This window comes from Mycobacterium sp. 1245801.1 (assembly GCF_001673055.1).
Lineage (GTDB): Bacteria > Actinomycetota > Actinomycetes > Mycobacteriales > Mycobacteriaceae > Mycobacterium > Mycobacterium europaeum_A.
Genome location: NZ_LZKY01000258.1, coordinates 1 through 16,305, shown reverse-complemented (window position 1 = coordinate 16,305; position 16,305 = coordinate 1). Strand labels below are relative to the sequence as shown.

Below are 16,305 nucleotides of genomic sequence, written 5' to 3'. Positions count from 1 at the left end.
TGGCGTAGGCCGCATCCGCGCACGCCCGGATCAACTCAGCGCGCCGGTTCTGCACGGCTTGGCGCATGATCGGCACCCACTGTTCGGCCGCGACGCCTTCCGGGTTCGGCAGGTGGTTGCGCAGCTGACGGTCGATCAGACCGTTTACCGTGGCGGCGACGGCGTCGGCGGTGAAGGCTTCGGTGCCGATCCAGCGGCCGAGCTGGCTCACCCTGGTCTGCTCGTCGCCGGCGCTAGGCGGTAGCCCGAGTTCGCCGCACAGCGAGGCCCATTGGCTGGACAGCAGCGAATCCAGCTGTTCGGTGCTCGACGCCGGGTTGCCCTTCTGCATGTGCCCATCGAGCAGCTTGTCCACGCAGCTGCGGGCCAGCCGCTGGGCGGCGTATTCGGCGTAGCGGTCGCGGCCCATGCTCAGGCTGGAGAAACCGTAGGTGCCCCAGGGCAGCACGTCCCACGACGAGATGCCCCAGCCCAGCAGGTCCCGGTCGCCCACCGGCGACGCGGTGTTGCCCAGGTCGTAGGCGACGAACTGGTCGCTGGCCCGCCCGCTCATCATCAGTCCGGCCAGCCCGCGCGCCAGCCCCCGGTACACCGCGTACTGCGAGCCGTCCCCGAACAGGGTGCGGTCGGCGCCGATGTAGCGGCCCACCGGAAACACCCGCGCGAACGGAATCGGTTCTCCCTCACCGTGATGGTGGCCCAGGGCGCGCAGGATTCGGACGTCGTGTTCGCGGGCGGCACCGGACTGGCTGGCCACGATCTCGCCGAGCATCGCCAGCGCGTTGGCCCGCACACCGATGATGGCGCTCTGCGGCAGCGAGTCGAAAATGTCCGGGGTGACCATGAATACGCCCATCAACCGGGGATCCAGACCGGTGACCAGGGTCAGCAGCCGGCACACGTCCAAGGCCATCGACGCGCCCGCACCGCCGGCCATCGACGACACCACCAACACCAGCGGCGGTTCGTTGGGGTCGAAGCGACCCATGCCCGGCACGTCGACCGTCGACATCTCCGAGACGGTCTCGACGCGAAACAGCGTGTCCCACGCGGCCTGCAGGCGGGCGTGGATTTCGGCGGCCTTGCTCAGGGTGATCATCCGCCCGATCGCCCGGTACTGCCCGGCGCCGGCCGAGATCGGGATCGACACCTCCTGCGGGTTGCGCGGCGCCCAGGTGGCGATGGTGTCCAGCGCCGATTCGGCCGCCAGCCGTTGGGACAGCGCACCGTCAAGGACGGCGTAGCTGCTGCCCTGGGGGCCGCAGCCGACGTAGCTGCCGCCCTGGGCGGGCACGTTCGCCAGCCCCTCCGGGCCCGACTCGGCGGCGCTGGGGACGTCGATGTGCACGAATTGCCAACCGGCCAGCAGCTTTTCGATCCCAGCGGTGTGCAGTTCGGAGCGCAGCTGGTCCATCATGAGGGACAGCGTGGCGCCGCCGGAACCGCCGCAGCCCACTACCAGGAAACGTCGCATCAGGTGCCCTCTCCGAACGGGTCGAATGGATCTGGGTCATATCGATAGGAGGGTTGTGTCGCCTCGGTCGGCGGGAGCCCGGGCGGCCCGCCCTCCTTGCGCTCGTCGCGCTCATCGCGCTCGACAGGCTCGTCGTCGTACCGGTAGCCCGCGACCATCGTGTCGTCCTGGCGGGGTACCGGTTCGGGTATGGGCCGCTCCTGCGTCTCCGCCTCATTGAAGCCCGGCGGCACCGGGCCCGTCGCGGCGGGCGGCGGCGGAGCCGGCCTCGGGGCCGGAGCGGGAGCCGAGGGCGCCGAAACGGGCGCGCCCCCGAACGGTGAATCGGTGCCCCCGAAGGGATCGTCCCCGGCCGGGCCGGCCACGACGCCGGCAGGCGTGTCGCCGAACGGCGAGGCCGTCTCGCCCGGTGCGGCGAACGGCGCCGTCAGTCCCGCCTGCACCGCGCGCAGCCGCAGCCCGGCGAGCAGGTCGGGCAGCCGTTGGGCGATGTCCTCGTAGAGCCGCTCACGCGCGGTGGTGTCGGTGGTGCCGGCCACCAGCACCAGCACCTCGGCGGCGTTCTCGGGTCCGGACGGGTTGTGCAGGAGCACCCAGGTGTTGTGCACCGCCAGTGGGAGCACCGCGCGCAGGCCGGTCTTGTCAGATCCGGGAAGCTTCGACCCGACGCTGACCACGCCCTCGGCGTCGACGACCACATGGCCGGAGCCAAACGGGCTGCGCCCCAGCACGACCGAGAGGTTCACCCCGGCCACGGAGAGCTGGCGCGTGCCGCCGGGCGGCAGCCCGGTGACCGGTTGCACCAGATCGGTGTCGGCCATCGCGAACGGTTCACCGCCACGCAGCACCGCGTCGTGCTCGACCGCCACCGGGATGCGTTCGGCCAGCAGCGGATTGTCGGGAATCTTGCTGACCCACCACTTCGACGCGTACAGCAGCGCCAGGGGGATGCCGGGACCCAGCAGCAGCGCGGCGAAGAGCACCAGAATGAAGTTGGTGGTGTTGAGCGGGTTGATCATCGACGCCGTGAACGCCACCGGCACGGTCTGGGCGTCGTCGGGATTGTCCAGCGTTGAAACATGAATGGGCACAGTGCCGTTGAGGCCGCCGTGGCCGTTGTGGTCGGTGTGCAAAGTGACCGACAGCTGTGCGGTCTCCCCCGCCTGCACCTTCAGGCAGTGCTGGCCCGAATTCGTCGGCGAACCCACGTGCGGCGTGCCGATGCCGTCGGGTGCGCCCGACACCGTCGCGGTATCGGTGTCGCTGATCCAGGCGCAACCGGGGCCGGTGATGTTCAGCGTCGCCGTCGCACCCTTGGCGCCCTCGACGGTGCCGAAGTCGATGCGCTCACCCGGGGTGGGCAGGCCGACCTTGGGCAGGATCTGCACGGGCACATCGACTTCCTGCGGCGACAACTGGGTGCCGGCGATCGGTCCGCCGTTCAGATCGGTGGTGTCCGCGGTGGTGATCACCAGCGACATCCGCAGCGTCGCGTGCCCCGGGGCGACCTTGGTCAGGTCGGCGTCGACGGGTTTGGCGATGTCGTCCTTGCCGGCCGCGGTCAGCAGCGGGATGGGCGCGGCGCCGTCGGGACCCAACGAGGCCGACATGGTGGCCGAGCCCGCCAGGTCGCTCGGGACCATCGGCTTGCCTTGCCCGTCAACCAATCCGAAGACGAGGCCCTTGAGGGTCTGGCCGCTGTGCCAGGCGACTTTGTCGCCGCCCGTCAGGGCCGGGAAGATGTCGGTGGTGATGTGAATGCTGACCTTGGATACCGCGTCGGGGTGCTGGCCGGTGGTGTCGACGTAGACGATCGCCCACTGCCCGCTCCAGTGCGGGGCGTTGCCGTTCTGCAGCGAGATCGTCTGCGCCGATTCGGATTGCCATTGGTAGTTCACCGAGACGCCGTCGACGTTGACGTTTTGGGCGCCGTCCTTCTTGGGCAGCGGCAGGATCTGCCCGGTCGGCGAGACGAGGTAGGGCTCGACGCCGGGCACGCCGCCGGAGCCCAGGATGTTGACCTCTTTGATGGACCGGTCCAGCACGAAGTTGTGCCGCGCCTCCGGGCACACCTTGAGCGGGCACACCCCGCCCTGGTCGGTCACGCCGGGATCCGGGTTGAGGGCGTCGAACGCGAACAACATGTCGTCGATGTTGGCGACGGGAAAGAAGTCGCCGGGCACCGGATCCGTGATGGCGCCGCACGCCAGGCCCTGCAATCCCTTGCCGGTGCTGATCGCCGACATCACGTTGAAGTCACCGGGAGTCTGCTTGGCGCCCAGCCCGATTCCCAGCATGATGATGTTGCTCGACCGCAGCTGGTCGGCCAGACCGCTGGGGCGGCAGATGGATTGGACGGCCTTCTGGGTGGTGTCCGGGATTCCGTTCGGTGAGTCCAGCGGGACCCCGTCGGCGTAGGGCTTGGTGATCGGTCGGGCGGTGAAATCGATCATGCCGTCGGAGAACCAGGCGATGGCCTGGCAGCGCTGACCCTTGTTGGCCGCGCCGCCGTGTGTGGTCAGCGCCTGCCGGGCGCCGTCGAGGGCCAGCCAATAGTCGGTGTCGATGCCGGTGTTCTTCTTGGCGATCGGATCCAGCGACGCCCCGACGCTGTCGGCGGTCGAGCCGGTGAGTTGAGTCCAATCATGTTCGGGGGCATAGGTATCGGAGAAACCGGCGACCGCGACGTCGAGTTTTGCGCTCACCCGGTCGGCGTACTTGCCCAGCGTCTGCACCAGGTAGCGGGCGGCCTGCACCCGCGCGGCCTGCGGGTCGGTCTGCTGCAGGCTGCTCGACTCGTCGAACAACAACAGCAGATCGCCGGTCTTCTGCGCGGCCAGGCATGCGCCGAACCGGCTGGCCCCCGGCGATCCGGTGGCCGACGCGACGGGCGCCCAGCCGACCAGGTTCAGCACCACGACCAAGAAGGCGGCCGCGGCGACACGCGCCAGCATCGCAAGGCCGTTGCGGCCGCGCCGTATTCGAGAGGAGTCCGCCACTACAACGTCCCCGCCCACAGCGCGATCTGCCAGGCCCCCACGGCGATTCCGACGAGGCAGACCACCAGCACCACCCAGTACAGCGTCGACGTCCAGGTCGGCGCGGAATAGATGGCCTCGGTGCGGCGCCGGGTGTCGACCCGGCTGAAGATCGCCAGGGCGCCGATCGCCAGCGGCCCGGCCGACAACCACCCGGCGACCGCGGCCGCGATCATCGGGCCGCCCAACGCGCTGGCTCCGGCCAGGGCCACACCGACGAGAGCCAGCGCCAGCGCCACCGCGAACCAGACCAGCGGCGGCCCGGCCGTCGTCAGCGCGCCCACGCCCGCCGGGTTCGCGGTCAGCTGCCCGAAGGCGTCGCGGCCGCCGGTCGGCTCGAACGCGGGCGGGCCCGGAAACGCCTCCGGGCGCGCCGGGGCCGGTCGCTGGTTGGCCCACGGATCGAAGCCGCCCGAGTAACCCCCACCCGGCTGCCCCTGCGCGGGCGCCTGGCCGCCCCCGGCCGGGGCCTGCTTGCCCGGGCCAAAGTCGCTGAAGTCGAAGGGGTTTGGTGCGTTCATCGTCACCGATCTCAATACGGGTTCAGGCACAGGGCGAAGGAGCGGTCGGGGGGCGCGGCCACGTATACCGAGTTGCACTGGTTGCTCGAGCCCACCCGCGCGGCGACCGTGTACACCCCGTCGCGATGCTCGCAGTCGACACCGAACAGGTCCAGGGCGTCATTGCCCGTGCTGTTGCGCAGCTGAAGCTCCACGCAGGTGCCGATCGGCACGGTGGCCAGGTCGAGCTTCGGGCCGCGCGGCACCGTGGTCGGCGGCGCGACCGACGTGATGGTTCGGGGCGGCAAGGGCCTGGGCAGCGTGGAACTGGATGCGGTCGTCGGCGTCGAACCGCTGGGACGGGTGCCCCAGTACACGCCGCCGAGGATCAGCAGGACACACATCAGGTAGCCGATCACCAGGCCGGCGATGGCGGCCGGACGACCCCGCTCACCGCTGCGATTGATCTGCGGCAAGGCGAGGTGACCCAGCACGATGCCGGCGGGCGGAACGATCACCCCGAAGATCGGCGAGAGCACCGCGAGCGTGTTGTAATCCGCGCGCGGCGGCTGTCCGCCGAACGGCGCACCCGGGTAGCCAACCGGGGTGGTGGGCGCGCCGCCGTAGGACACGGTGGGCGGCTGTCCGCCAAAGGGATCGTTGGACTGCGGCGCAAAGGGATCGTCGCTGGGATACATCAATTCACCCCTTGAAGTCGACGATGCAGGCATACACGGTCTTGTTGTGGTTCCACAGCGTCGTGGGGGTCTTACAGGAGTCGTTCGAGAGCAGCTGGGTCACCTGCAGCACGCCCTCGCGCACCTCGCACTTGACCGGGTAGATGGTGATGAAGTCCGCCTTCTCCGACGGGTCGGGCTTGTTCTGCTGGACCTCGATGCAGTCGCCCACCCGAAGATCGCTGACCGAGACACTGGGGCGCTGCGCCGGCGGTGGCGTGATCACCGTCGTGCGTGGCGGCGTCGGCGGCACGTACGGGCTGGGGGCCGCCGTCTTGACCGTGTCCGAGTCGGACCCACTGGTCACGATCCACACCGCCAGCGCACCGACCGCCAGCACGATGATGAGGTAGGAGGCCGTCAGGCCGAAGATGGCGCGGTCGCGGCCGCGCTGGTGGCGCTGGCGGATCTGGGACAGCGCGATGTGCCCCAGCGCGGCACCGGCCGGCGCGAAGACGAACGCGAAGATGGCCGACAGCGTGGCCAGCGTGTTGGTCTCGGGCTTCGGAGCCGACGGGAAGCCACCGGACCCCGCGGGCGAATGACCGGGTTGGTGCTGCCCGAACGCCGGCCCCTGGACACCAGGCTGACCCCCGAAAGGGTCGCCGCCGAACGGATCCTGATAACCGCCGCTATAGGTCATCGGCGCCCCTCGATGCAGGGCCGGAGCTGGTCACCCATCCCCCTCATCAATGCCATCCCATTCCCCGCCACCGCGCCGTTGGGCGGCGTTCGCCGTCACCGCATGCCTGAAAACTCGTGACGTCCCACCGCAAAATCAACATAGTCGGTGCAGGCACGACGCACTCTTTTTCCACCAGAAGGACCTTTCGGTACTGCTACATATAGTGCTGCGCGGTACACACGCGCAATTTAGACTGCGGCCCGGCGTTCGCTGTCCGCTTCGCCCTGGCGTTAACTGCAGCATCGGACCGGCTGCTGCAGGACGTGCATAAGTTCGCTGCGCAACGCTCGGGGGCCGACGGGCAATTAGCTTGCTCGCGGTCACGCTAGCCGGTCGCGGCTTTGGAGTTCAGAAAGGCGACTATCCCCTGGGTGACCGCGGCGGCATATTTCGCCCGGCCGTCCGGATTTTCCATTCGTGCGACGTCACCGGCGTTTTTCATGTTGCCGAGTTCGACCAGCACCGCGGGGTACTGGGCCAGGTTCAGGCCGGCCAGGTCGTCGCGCCCGTAGAGGCCGTCCGAGCCGATGTAGTTCGCCGGGGTGAAGCCGGATTGAACGAGGGCGTCCCGCACCGCATGCGCCAGCTGCACGGCGGGCCCGGCTTGGACGTCACCCAGCGGCGGGCTCGAGTAGTTGACGTGGAATCCGCTGCCCGACGGCGGCCCGCCGTCGGCGTGAATGCTCACGATCGCGTCCGGGCGCATGGCGTTGGCCGCCGCCGCGCGCTGGTCGATGCACGGCCCGACACCGTTGTCGCCGTCCCGCGACAGCTGGGTACGCACGCCCATCTGGTTCAGCGCACCGTCGATCAACGCCACCACGGCCCAGGTGAACGCATGCTCGGGATATCCGTCGTCGGCGGCCGCGCCCGACGTTTGACAAGGCTTGGTGCCGCCGCGGCCGTTGGGGACCTGCTGGTTGATCGACGCGTCGTTCACGGCGTTGTGGCCCGGGTCGAGGAAAACGGACATTCCGGCCACCCCCGCATTTGCCCGCGGGCCGGGCAGCAATGCGGCGGCGGTGACGATCGCCGGCAGGAGACCGGCGACCTTCAGGGCGTCGCGGCGTGCGATGGATCGCGGCCCGCCCGGGCAATCGCTCACCGCGCGATGGTAGCAATCGTCAGTACTCCTCCAGGGCGGCCATCAGTGCCTCCTCAACGCCCTTCAAGAAGCTGGCCGGCACGTTGTAGCCACACGTCACCATCCGGAGCCTGCCCTCGTAGGTGGTGACTCCGGTCAGATATTCGCCATCGGTCTGGCTGAGCACCACCGGTCCCCACACCGCCGTCGGGCGCAAAGGGCCTACGCCATCGAGGTTTCGCACGCCGAGGTTGGTGATCATGATGTCCCACGGACTGGTCCGGCTGAAAAGCTCCTCGGCGTCGGCGGTTTCGGCGTCGACGGTGATCATCTGTTCCAGGTCGGTTGCGGCGGCACGGATTCCGCGCGCCGATCGGGCCACCCGCAGGTGTGCGGTCGTCGCACGAGCCTGCTCCCAGAACGGTGTGCCGTCCCACGGCGTGTGTCCCGTCGCGGTCGGCACGATGCACATGGCGCAGTCACCCTCGATTCCGAGGATCGGCCGCAGGTTCATCGGGCTGAGGACGCGGATGAATTCTTCGCCGCGGTCCGTGGCCCGCACGCGGCATTTCGCGACCACCAACGCGGCGTGCACCGTGGTGCGTTCGGCGCGGCACCGCGCTACCAGCCGCGCGGTGTCCGCATGGGTCATCGCCAGGGTGCGCACGTTGGTCGGGGTGCCGTCGAAGGGACGCAGCACGCTGGGTGTGGTCATCCGCGGGTCGTCCGGCGCGGCGGGGTCCGGCGGATCAGCCGAGTGAAGGACTTCGGCGACGATCTGTTCTTGTGGTTGCGGCACAGGCAAACTCGTCAAGGCCTCGCCGTTGAGCGCGGCGATCACGTCGCGGAGCACGACGGTGGAACTGATTCCGTCCGCGACCGTGTGGTCGAAGGTGAGCAGCACCGCGCTACGCCAAGCGCTCTGCAGCAACAACGCTCGTATCAGCGGCGCCCGCGAACGGTCGAACGGCCGGGTGAGCTCCTCGGCCGCGGCCGCTTGCCAGGCCAGCTCCGGGCCGCGGCGCACGGTCAACTCCACGGGCGCGACGTCCGCCGCACGATAGAAGCCCAGACGCGAGCCGGGGTGGTCCTCGACGTGCACGGATAGCAGGGGATGGCGTCGCAGAACGGCGGCCAAGGCGGCCCGCAGCGGTCTTTCGGCAAGCACCGCACCAAATTCCGCCACGATCGAGAAATGCGCGGGATTGCGTTCGCTGTAGCGATAGAAGAGCCGCTCCGCCGCTCCAAGGGGGCGCACGAGGGTAGTGGACTGGCCGTGCTGCGGGTTGTTGATGGTCACCGAACCTCCAAGCACGGGTAAAGCGCTGCGACACAACGCAGACGGAACCCCGGCCGAGTCGGTTCATCCACGGAGACGAATTCATCCGACGTTCAACTGCCACCACGCTCGATACCCCGCGCGACCAGTGTGGCGCCGCCCGCTTGCCCCGGGCTCCCCACGTTTGCGTCACGTTTCCCACAGATCGCGACATCGGGCCTGGAGTAAGCGACGCCGTGCCTATGCACCGGATGCCGCGCCATACTAAAAAGTATGTTACGGTCTCGGGCATGTCCGTGGTCGAACGCCAACCGCTGCACGGCGTCACCGACGAATTCGTGGCGCGGCTGGCCGATCGCGCCGAGGAGGCCGAGCGATTGCGGCGCCTGCCCGCGGCAACGATCAGCGATTTCCGGCAGACCGACCTGTTTCGGTTACTGCTGCCAGCCCGGTTCGGCGGCCTTCAGGCCCCGTTTCCCGAACTGCTGCAACCGATTCGGCGGATGGCGCACGGTTGCGCGTCGAGCGCCTGGACGTTGGCCTTCTACGCGCTGCATAACTGGATGCTGTCGCTGTTCGATCCGCGCGTTCAGGACGAGGTCTTCGCCTCCGGCCCCGTGCTGGCGCCGGCTCCCCTGGCCCCCACCGGCCGGGGCGTGCCGGTCGACGGTGGCGTGCGCCTGACCGGCAGGTGGTCCTGGGCGACCGGTGCGATGGATGCCGATTGGATGATCGTCGGCGCGCTCATCGAACGGCAGGACCGTATCGATCCGGTGCTCGTCGTGCTGCCCGCCGACCAGGTCGAGGTGGTAGACACCTGGCAGACGGCCGGCATGCGCGGCACCGGTTCGCATGATCTCGTCATCACCGACGTGTTCGTCCCCGAGCACCGAGTGGTCGCCGTGGCCGACATCTACGGCGGGACGGCACCCGGCGCGGCTGCACACGGGGTCGCGACGTACCGGTGGCCGATGGTTCCGGCGCTGGCGCTGACGGCGTCGATGCCCGTGCTCGGGACCGCGGAACGGGTGACCGAACTCTTCGCCGAACGGCTCAGCGAGCGCGTGCTGGCCTACAGCGGGGTGGCGCAGAAAGACCAGCCCGCCGCTCAGATCAGGCTGGGCGAGGCTCGGGTGCGGCTGAGTTCACTGCGGGCGCTGGTGGCTCGGACCGCCGACGAGATCGAGTCGATCGTCGTCAGCGGCGAACGGGTGAGCCGGTCGGTGCGGGCCGACGCGCGGTTGGCGGCCGCGCGCACCGTGCACGAAAGCCGGGCGATCATCGCCGATCTCATGGAGGCCGCGGGCGCCAGCGCACACTTCTTGTCGAGCCCACTGCAGCGCGCCAAGCGCGACGTGGATATCGCCGCGGGACATGTCGTGTTCGACTACGACACCAGTCGAGAGTTGGCCGGGGCGTTGGCGATTGGCGCGAAGATCTCACCCATCGCCATGATCTGATTTGGCTTGGCCCGTCCCCGACTCGCCCAGCATCACGGCCAGGAATCTTTCTCGTTGAGCCACCGAGCGGGCCTGCTCGGCCGAGGTCGTGAGGTGCAGCAGGCCGATCCCTGCGGCGAAGGTCAGTTCGGCGCGCAGTCTGGCGTCCTCGTAGCTCAAACCGTAGTCGCAGTAGGCCTTTATCACGGTGCGCAGCAGCAGCCGGTCGGCGGCGCGGATGTTCTCGGCCGCCACCGGGTCCAGGCGGGCCCATTCGCGCATCGCCCGCTCGAGCACCCAGTATTTGGGGCTGACCAGCGTTTCGGTCAGGGCCGACAGCCGTTCCCGGGGAGGTAGCCCGTCGAGCTCGGTCAGCGCCTGACGGTCGCGCTCCAGGAATTTGTTCCACGACTCGACCAGTGCGGCCCGATACGCTTCGATGTCCTCGAAGTGCCAGTAGAAGCTGCCGCGGGTGACACCCGCCTGCTGGCAGAGGCGTTCGACCTTGAGTGCGCGCACTCCCTCATGGGCAAGGACGGTGTAACCCACCTCGAGCCAGTCCTCGGCTGACAGGCGGGTCGACGGCTGCTTGCGCTCCACCATTCCATGGACATTACGGGAGGCCCCCCTGGTCGGAGGGAAGATTAGGCAATCTCGGTAATTACTTTTCGCCTGACCCCGTCGGCGGAATGGGGAGCCTCGCGGTCTCGTCGAGGTCCACGTCGAGCGCGTTGAGCATCAGCGCCAGGCCCGCGTATCGGGCGATGACCATCAGCGCTTCGACGGTGGCCTCCGAGCCGAGGGCGGTGTGCACTTCTTGGAAGAGCGGTTCGGCGACGCGGCGGGTGGTCACCAGTTCGGTCGTCAGGTCTAGCACCGCCAGCTCGGTGGCGTCGAATTGGCTTGTTTTCCAGTCGGATTCGGAGGTGATCGCGTCGATGGTTTCGACGTCGACACCGACGGTTGGTGCGACGTCTTTGTGTTGGCCGAGTTCGTAGGGGCAGTCCATCAGGTAGGCGGTGCGCAGCACGATGAGTTCGCGAAGCCTTCTGGGCAGCACCGGGCTGGTCAGCGCGGCGTCGCCGGCCACCATCCAGCCGGTGAACACCTTTTCGGCGTTGGCTAGCGCGCGGTACACGTTGAGATTGCCCCGCCGCGCGGTTAACTCGCGGGCTCTGTCGGGCATCTGTTCGGGCTGGCGATACGGGATTCGGGTCATGCGTCGATCTCCAGGTCGACGGCGTTGAGGACCAAGGCGAGGCCGTAGTAGCAGCTGACGATCATCAGCAGTTCCGTGAGCGCCTCGTCGCCGAGCAGGGCGTGGGCCCTGGCGAAGGAGTCGTCGCTGAGCCGTCGGGTGGTGCACAGTTCGGTGACGGTGTCGATGACGGTGCGTTCGTCGTTGAAGAACCCGACGGTGTCGAGGTTCGCCTTGTCTTGGAGGGCGTCGATCTGCTGGTCGGAAAGTCCCGCGCTGCGGCCGAAGATCACGTGCTGGGCGAGTTCGTAGGGCGAATCCTGCAGGTGGCCCACCCGCAGGATGATCACTTCGCGCATCCGCGGGGTGAAGGTGGGGCTTTTGAACAGTTCGCCCGTCATCTGCGCCCAACCGTCAAGGATGTTGGGCGCGTTGGCGATTAATTTCAGCACGTTGAGCGTATCCGGGCGCGCGATGGGCTGCTTGATCCCGTCGGGTTGGCAGTCGGTACTGACCAGGGGCATTCGCGTCATGGCCGAGGGCCCTTTCCGGAGGTATGGAGCGTTGCCGCAATTCTTCGATTGCGTTTGATTGCAAGTTATTTCGCTAGGGGTCGCGAACTGTCACTTGGTCACGATAGCCGAGTTGTAGTTCGGGGCCCACGCCTGCTCGAAGACGGCGATGGGAACCTGCTCGTCGCGGCCGGTGCTGATGCCGCTGTCGTTGAGATGCACCACACCGGCCTTGCTGTCAATGCCGGTGACCACCACGAAGTGGTTTGCAAAGTTCCGCTTCCCGGGCCGGTTCCAAATGGTTTCGGCATTAAGGATTGCGATGACCTTGTGGTTTCCGCCCAGCTTGCGCGCCACGGCGGCGGTATCGGTCTGAATGTTCTCGGCTCTGATCCAGTAGTGCCACAGCAGTACAGGAAGGTCGGCGATATCGGTTGTGCCCGTCGGCGTCCAGATCGGTTTGTGACCCGCTGTGCTCGGTGTGTTTTCGGCCAACGCGATCATCTGCTGTTCGGATGGCTCGCGTCCCGTAATCTCGCCGACCACATCGGCCACCACCATTTCCCCACAGTCGGAGGCGTGTTGTTCGCGCCAGTAGGTCGCGGCGGCGACGGGATCGCCATACATTCCCAACTCATGGTCGGCGTCGGGGACGGGAGCGCCCGGGTTGGCGTGCACCATGGCTGCCGATATCACCGACGACGCGGCAACCGCGGACAACAAAGCGGCCCGGCCGAACGTTCGTGCGGCGCTGGCGACCTTTGCCCGCGAGGTGCTCGTCATGGGTGTCCGCTCCGGGGCCGCCGCAACGGCTTATAGATGTGACGAAAAAAGCTTCAGGTTGTGGCCCTGGACGGAGATTTAACAGAAACTCGGCGAAAATACCGCACCGACACGCCGAATCTGTTCCGGTTGCTCGTCTGCTTAGGGCAGAGGCATTCGCGTCTTCCGCGCTCTCGTCCAGCAGGATCCCTCGACTGCAGCGAACACCGCTGTTCGGAGGTATAGAGCGTTGCCGGAAACCGCTAGCACATGCGCTAGCGGTTTCGGGGAAACTTGCCTGACCACCCTGGCGCCGCTGCAGCTCAGCTCGCCTTTCAGCGTCGCCCACTGTCGCGGCTTCGATGTGAGTCCTTTTGCGCCAACGCGGGAAGACATTCAGTCCGAATTCAGCTGACCTCCTTCGCGCTGGCGTCGATGGTCGCGATGGCGTCATGTTCCTTCAGCAATTTAGGTGCCGTCCTTGCTCGGCATCCGTCAGTGTTTACGCTGACACCTCAGTTGCTGGCATGTCACTGTGGCGGCCCTGCGAAACCGTTGTCACTCACATACGACTTGAGCTGCGCCGCAACTGAAGTCGGCAAGTCGCTGTAGTTGACTCCACCCTCTGCGACCGGTGTTTTCCACCGGTGGTCTAATTCCCGTTTGCCGAGTGAACCGTCTTGGAGCACGCGCGGGCCCCAAATCCTTACTTCTTTTAGCAAACCTTCGGCCCACTCAGCTGTCACGTAGGCCGGACGGAACTGCTGCAAGAAATCCCGGCCATTGAGGCCGCACTTCATGTCGGGGAGATCGCCTACGATCTCGAGTCGTGCACTGAGTTTCCGGCTCTGGGCGAGCACTGCTGCTTTATGCTCTCTCGGATGGGACAGCTTGTCGCTCAGGCTGTGAGAGGATTCTTTATCAGTCGCTGTTTCCGTTGAGAACTGTTCTTTGGCAAATGCCCTCGCGGCGCCTACTTCCGGGGTTCCCATTTTGATAACCACGCTGGCGTGGTCTGATGCTCCGGCGGTTCGAGGCTCATGCAGTATCGTGGCGTCTGTTACCGCGTGCTGCAGCGCCGGGGAGACAAAGATATAGTCGAGGCGAAACCCGTTGAGATCTGCGGACTTACCGGTGGTCTTGTCCAGCCGTTTCGAGAACCACGTGTAGTCGCGTTCGTGGGTGTGAAGGCGCCGCCACGTGTCGATGAATCCGGCATCAAGCAGCTTCGCCATCCAATGTGACTGCTTGAAGTTCGTACCCTCGGCATCGATCCGGAACCCGGTGTTGAAGTCCCCCAGGATGATTGCTTGACGGTCTTTGTGGCTGACGGCGTAGTTGATGGTGCATTCCCAAAACAACTCCTTGCGCTTCGCGCCGGAGACGCCGTAGCCGTTCTCAAACTTGTTGTCGGGAGCACCCGGGATGTGCACGACCAGTATGTCGAGGTCGAGCTCATTGAGACGAAGAGCGAGCCACCTTTCCTGGTCGGCACCGAGGGTGGTGTAGTCCTCCGGAGCACGCTCAAGCGGCCACCTGCAGGCAACGAGTATGCCGTTGTGATTGGCAATCGGTTTTGACGTCACGATGAAGGGGTAGCCAAGCCGGCCCAAATGTGCGCGCAGCGATGCTTCGTTTCGGGCTTGAAATTCGGTAAACGCTAGCAAGTCTGGCCCAACATCTTCGATGATGTGGTGACAGATGGATGGCACCCGCGAACCGCCACCCTGCCTGATGTTCCAAGTCAGAAGTATCACTGCTCAACCATCCCGCGGACTGTTGTGTCTTGTGTGTACACGTCAAACACCTGACGCTAACCCATCGTGGAGTTCGCTCCGTTTTGGTCGGCGGGCAGCGGTTTCTCTTACTACTCGATGGCCGTCGTCGAATCTGTACAGCAAAACGCACGCACCTGTCCCACAAGGTGCCGTACCTCTGCTACCGAAGGCTGTAGCTCATAGGCGTGGTGGTGCACTGCCCGACTCAGCGAGTGCCAGGCCCGCCTTACCGGCTCCCCCACCTCTGCTCCTCGATTCCTACCCAGCACCACAAGTTTTGAGTTCATTGTCGGCGGCTTCTCACTGGATGATGACCAGGAGGCGCTTTCTTCGTTGAGCCAATCCTCCAGCGCAAGACGTGCCAGCAGCGCCGCGGTCCGTGCCGCCCGCGGGCCCAGCGCGATGCTTCCATCGAGCACGTTATCGGCGTACTCGAGCAGCGCGGCACGTCCAATCATGCAGCTACCCGGACCAAGTCGCCGACCGCCAACCGGGCATCATTGACCGCACCTTTGTAATCCAAGACTCCTTGGTGGACGCCCCTGTTCGCGACGGACAACGTGTCCCGGCGCGCACGCCCGCCAGACTTCCACTTGTCCACGGCAAGGTCATCGTCGGCGTCGCCCGACAAGGCCAGTGCCAGCCGCTTGGCGGTCTTGGTGGCGTTCTCCCAAGCCGTCTCCACTTCTTCACGAGACCGGCCATCCGACAGTGCCTTTGACGAATAGACATCCCACGCGGTCGCCTCCAAGGCCTCTCGACACAGCGCTGGGATAGCGGATCGCTTGATGCCTTCCGGCACAGCATCGTCGGCCGCGATCGCGAATGCGTCGTCGAGCAGTCGCGTCGCGGGGCGGGTGGATTCCACGATGCTGATCGACGAGTTCGCCGCGCGCGTCACCTCGACGATTCGCGCGGGCGCCCGCGAGCTGCGGATGGCCGCCGGGAGCCTGTTGTCGTGGGTCAACACGATCACCTGGCGGTCCTTGGCCAGCGTGGTCAGGACGTTCAGAAACCCGTCGATCTTCGACGGGTCCATCGCCTGGATCGGATCATCGAACACCAGGAACCGGAAAGGGCTTTCCGGCGATGTCGCGCGTGGAATGAAAATCGCCAGGGCCAGCGCCTGCAGTTCGCCTTGGCTCATCACGCCGAATGCCTCGGTGTCCGATCCGTCGACGGCAGCCTGTAGCACGACACGTCTGGTGGTTTTCTGTCCCTCCAGGCGGATGCCACCGAGGTCGACGTTGCTCTCCTGGCGCAGCGCCGCCCAGATCTCGCGGGACCTCTCGGCCAGTGGAGCGATCCGTTCGTTACGTAGCTGACTAGCGTTGGCCTGCAACCACTTCGATGCCTTGGTCGCGACCGCGAGCTGGTCGGCTACCGCGGCGGCGGCCTCGGCTTTGTGCAGCCAGGCGGCCAGCTCTGCGGCCACGGGGCTCCACGCGTCCTCGCGGGCTTGGAGTAGGTCCGAGGCTTCGTGGGTCAGCGCCGCGTAGGCGGTGTGCAGCGTCGGCAACGTCGCCTGGACGTGGTCGGCGAGCGCGGGGTCGTCTCTCATCGGGAGTTCGGCGAAAGCATCGTAGGCGGCGCGCGCTGCTTCGATGGTGCTCAGTTCGGCGTCGGCGAGCGGCGGGCGAGCCACCGATCGCACCATTGCCACGACTGACGATCGCGCCTGCTGCGCCTCGGCGCGAGCGGCGGTGAGGTCGCTCAGGGCGCTTTGATCGCGCTCGAGGGCCGCGCGCGCCGCCAGCGCCCAACCTTGGTCAAGGGTTCCTTGACCGCAGACCGGGCAAAGCTGATCACCGTGCTGGTC

15 protein-coding genes are annotated in these 16,305 nt (G+C 66.8%); 2 read left to right on the top strand and 13 right to left on the bottom strand.

Going from position 1 to position 16,305, the window contains the following annotated elements; translation table 11 throughout:
* The 7 genes from A5622_RS16680 to A5622_RS16650 all read right to left on the bottom strand — a co-directional run.
* A partial coding sequence (locus A5622_RS16680) for a tubulin-like doman-containing protein (protein ID WP_231997756.1) occupies nt 1-1,474 on the bottom strand: 1,474 nt, incomplete at its 3' end.
* Nucleotides 1,474-4,428, bottom strand: a complete 2,955-nt coding sequence (locus A5622_RS16675) for a VWA domain-containing protein (RefSeq protein ID WP_066880076.1) — start codon at nt 4,426-4,428, stop codon at nt 1,474-1,476. The genes A5622_RS16680 and A5622_RS16675, both read right to left, overlap by 1 nt.
* A 44-nt stretch (nt 4,429-4,472) precedes the next feature.
* On the bottom strand, nt 4,473-5,033 hold the full coding sequence (locus A5622_RS16670) for a hypothetical protein (RefSeq protein WP_066880075.1): 561 nt from the start codon (nt 5,031-5,033) through the stop codon (nt 4,473-4,475).
* 11 nt (nt 5,034-5,044) lie between these two features.
* Entirely contained in the window at nt 5,045-5,710 is a 666-nt protein-coding gene (locus tag A5622_RS16665) for a DUF4190 domain-containing protein (protein WP_066880073.1), read from the bottom strand.
* A gap of 4 nt (nt 5,711-5,714) precedes the next feature.
* Nucleotides 5,715-6,392, bottom strand: coding sequence for a DUF4190 domain-containing protein (locus tag A5622_RS16660; RefSeq protein ID WP_066880071.1), 678 nt, complete (start codon nt 6,390-6,392; stop codon nt 5,715-5,717).
* A 367-nt stretch (nt 6,393-6,759) separates the two neighbouring features.
* Nucleotides 6,760-7,539, bottom strand: a complete 780-nt coding sequence (locus A5622_RS16655) for an Rv3717 family N-acetylmuramoyl-L-alanine amidase (protein WP_066880069.1) — start codon at nt 7,537-7,539, stop codon at nt 6,760-6,762.
* A gap of 19 nt (nt 7,540-7,558) precedes the next feature.
* Nucleotides 7,559-8,818 (bottom strand): condensation domain-containing protein, encoded by a 1,260-nt coding sequence (locus A5622_RS16650; RefSeq protein WP_082994611.1) that lies wholly within the window; start codon nt 8,816-8,818, stop codon nt 7,559-7,561.
* Nucleotides 8,819-9,087: 269 nt separating this feature from the next.
* Here A5622_RS16650 and A5622_RS16645 point away from each other — a divergent pair, with 269 nt between their 5' ends.
* Nucleotides 9,088-10,257 (top strand): acyl-CoA dehydrogenase, encoded by a 1,170-nt coding sequence (locus tag A5622_RS16645; protein ID WP_066880067.1) that lies wholly within the window; start codon nt 9,088-9,090, stop codon nt 10,255-10,257.
* Here A5622_RS16645 and A5622_RS16640 read toward each other — a convergent pair.
* The 4 genes from A5622_RS16640 to A5622_RS16625 all read right to left on the bottom strand — a co-directional run bounded on the left by A5622_RS16640 (nt 10,237) and on the right by A5622_RS16625 (nt 12,627).
* Nucleotides 10,237-10,839, bottom strand: a complete 603-nt coding sequence (locus A5622_RS16640; RefSeq protein ID WP_066880064.1) for a TetR/AcrR family transcriptional regulator — start codon at nt 10,837-10,839, stop codon at nt 10,237-10,239. The two genes, A5622_RS16645 and A5622_RS16640, sit on opposite strands and share 21 nt — an antisense overlap.
* A gap of 58 nt (nt 10,840-10,897) precedes the next feature.
* Nucleotides 10,898-11,455 carry a carboxymuconolactone decarboxylase family protein gene (locus tag A5622_RS16635; RefSeq protein ID WP_066880062.1) on the bottom strand — a complete coding sequence of 186 codons (558 nt, stop codon included), beginning with the start codon at nt 11,453-11,455 and terminating at the stop codon, nt 10,898-10,900.
* The gene (locus tag A5622_RS16630) at nt 11,452-11,967 is read right to left on the bottom strand and encodes a carboxymuconolactone decarboxylase family protein (RefSeq protein WP_156752987.1); all 516 of its coding nucleotides are present in this window, start codon (nt 11,965-11,967) and stop codon (nt 11,452-11,454) included. The genes A5622_RS16635 and A5622_RS16630 overlap by 4 nt, the downstream gene beginning before the upstream one ends.
* Before the next feature lie 90 nt (nt 11,968-12,057).
* The gene (locus tag A5622_RS16625; RefSeq protein WP_082994610.1) at nt 12,058-12,627 is read right to left on the bottom strand and encodes a hypothetical protein; all 570 of its coding nucleotides are present in this window, start codon (nt 12,625-12,627) and stop codon (nt 12,058-12,060) included.
* Between A5622_RS16625 and A5622_RS29755 the strand changes: the two genes are divergently transcribed.
* A complete protein-coding gene (locus tag A5622_RS29755; protein WP_082994609.1) occupies nt 12,626-12,811 on the top strand; it encodes a hypothetical protein in 186 nt (61 codons plus the stop codon). The genes A5622_RS16625 and A5622_RS29755 overlap by 2 nt on opposite strands.
* Nucleotides 12,812-13,238: 427 nt before the next feature.
* Here the strand turns inward: A5622_RS29755 and A5622_RS16620 are convergent, their stop codons facing one another.
* Together A5622_RS16620 and A5622_RS16615 are read right to left on the bottom strand one after the other, a co-directional pair.
* Complete coding sequence (locus A5622_RS16620; RefSeq protein ID WP_232002988.1) at nt 13,239-14,465, bottom strand: endonuclease/exonuclease/phosphatase family protein; 1,227 nt, start codon at nt 14,463-14,465, stop codon at nt 13,239-13,241.
* 475 nt (nt 14,466-14,940) lie between these two features.
* A complete protein-coding gene (locus A5622_RS16615; RefSeq protein ID WP_232002987.1) occupies nt 14,941-16,131 on the bottom strand; it encodes a hypothetical protein in 1,191 nt (396 codons plus the stop codon).
* Nucleotides 16,132-16,305 lie beyond the last annotated feature (174 nt).

What these genes read in the sequence shown, in the direction of transcription:
- A5622_RS16675 (WP_066880076.1), bottom strand. Translation starts at nt 4,428, where the DNA reads ATGCTGGCGCGTGTCGCCGCGGCCGCCTTCTTGGTCGTGGTGCTGAAC.
- A5622_RS16670 (WP_066880075.1), bottom strand. Translation starts at nt 5,033, where the DNA reads ATGAACGCACCAAACCCCTTCGACTTCAGCGACTTTGGCCCGGGCAAG.
- A5622_RS16665 (WP_066880073.1), bottom strand. Translation starts at nt 5,710, where the DNA reads ATGTATCCCAGCGACGATCCCTTTGCGCCGCAGTCCAACGATCCCTTT.
- A5622_RS16660 (WP_066880071.1), bottom strand. Translation starts at nt 6,392, where the DNA reads ATGACCTATAGCGGCGGTTATCAGGATCCGTTCGGCGGCGACCCTTTC.
- A5622_RS16645 (WP_066880067.1), top strand. Translation starts at nt 9,088, where the DNA reads ATGTCCGTGGTCGAACGCCAACCGCTGCACGGCGTCACCGACGAATTC.
- A5622_RS16640 (WP_066880064.1), bottom strand. Translation starts at nt 10,839, where the DNA reads ATGGTGGAGCGCAAGCAGCCGTCGACCCGCCTGTCAGCCGAGGACTGG.
- A5622_RS16635 (WP_066880062.1), bottom strand. Translation starts at nt 11,455, where the DNA reads ATGACCCGAATCCCGTATCGCCAGCCCGAACAGATGCCCGACAGAGCC.
- A5622_RS16630 (WP_156752987.1), bottom strand. Translation starts at nt 11,967, where the DNA reads ATGACGCGAATGCCCCTGGTCAGTACCGACTGCCAACCCGACGGGATC.
- A5622_RS29755 (WP_082994609.1), top strand. Translation starts at nt 12,626, where the DNA reads ATGGCTGCCGATATCACCGACGACGCGGCAACCGCGGACAACAAAGCG.
- A5622_RS16625 (WP_082994610.1), bottom strand. Translation starts at nt 12,627, where the DNA reads ATGGTGCACGCCAACCCGGGCGCTCCCGTCCCCGACGCCGACCATGAG.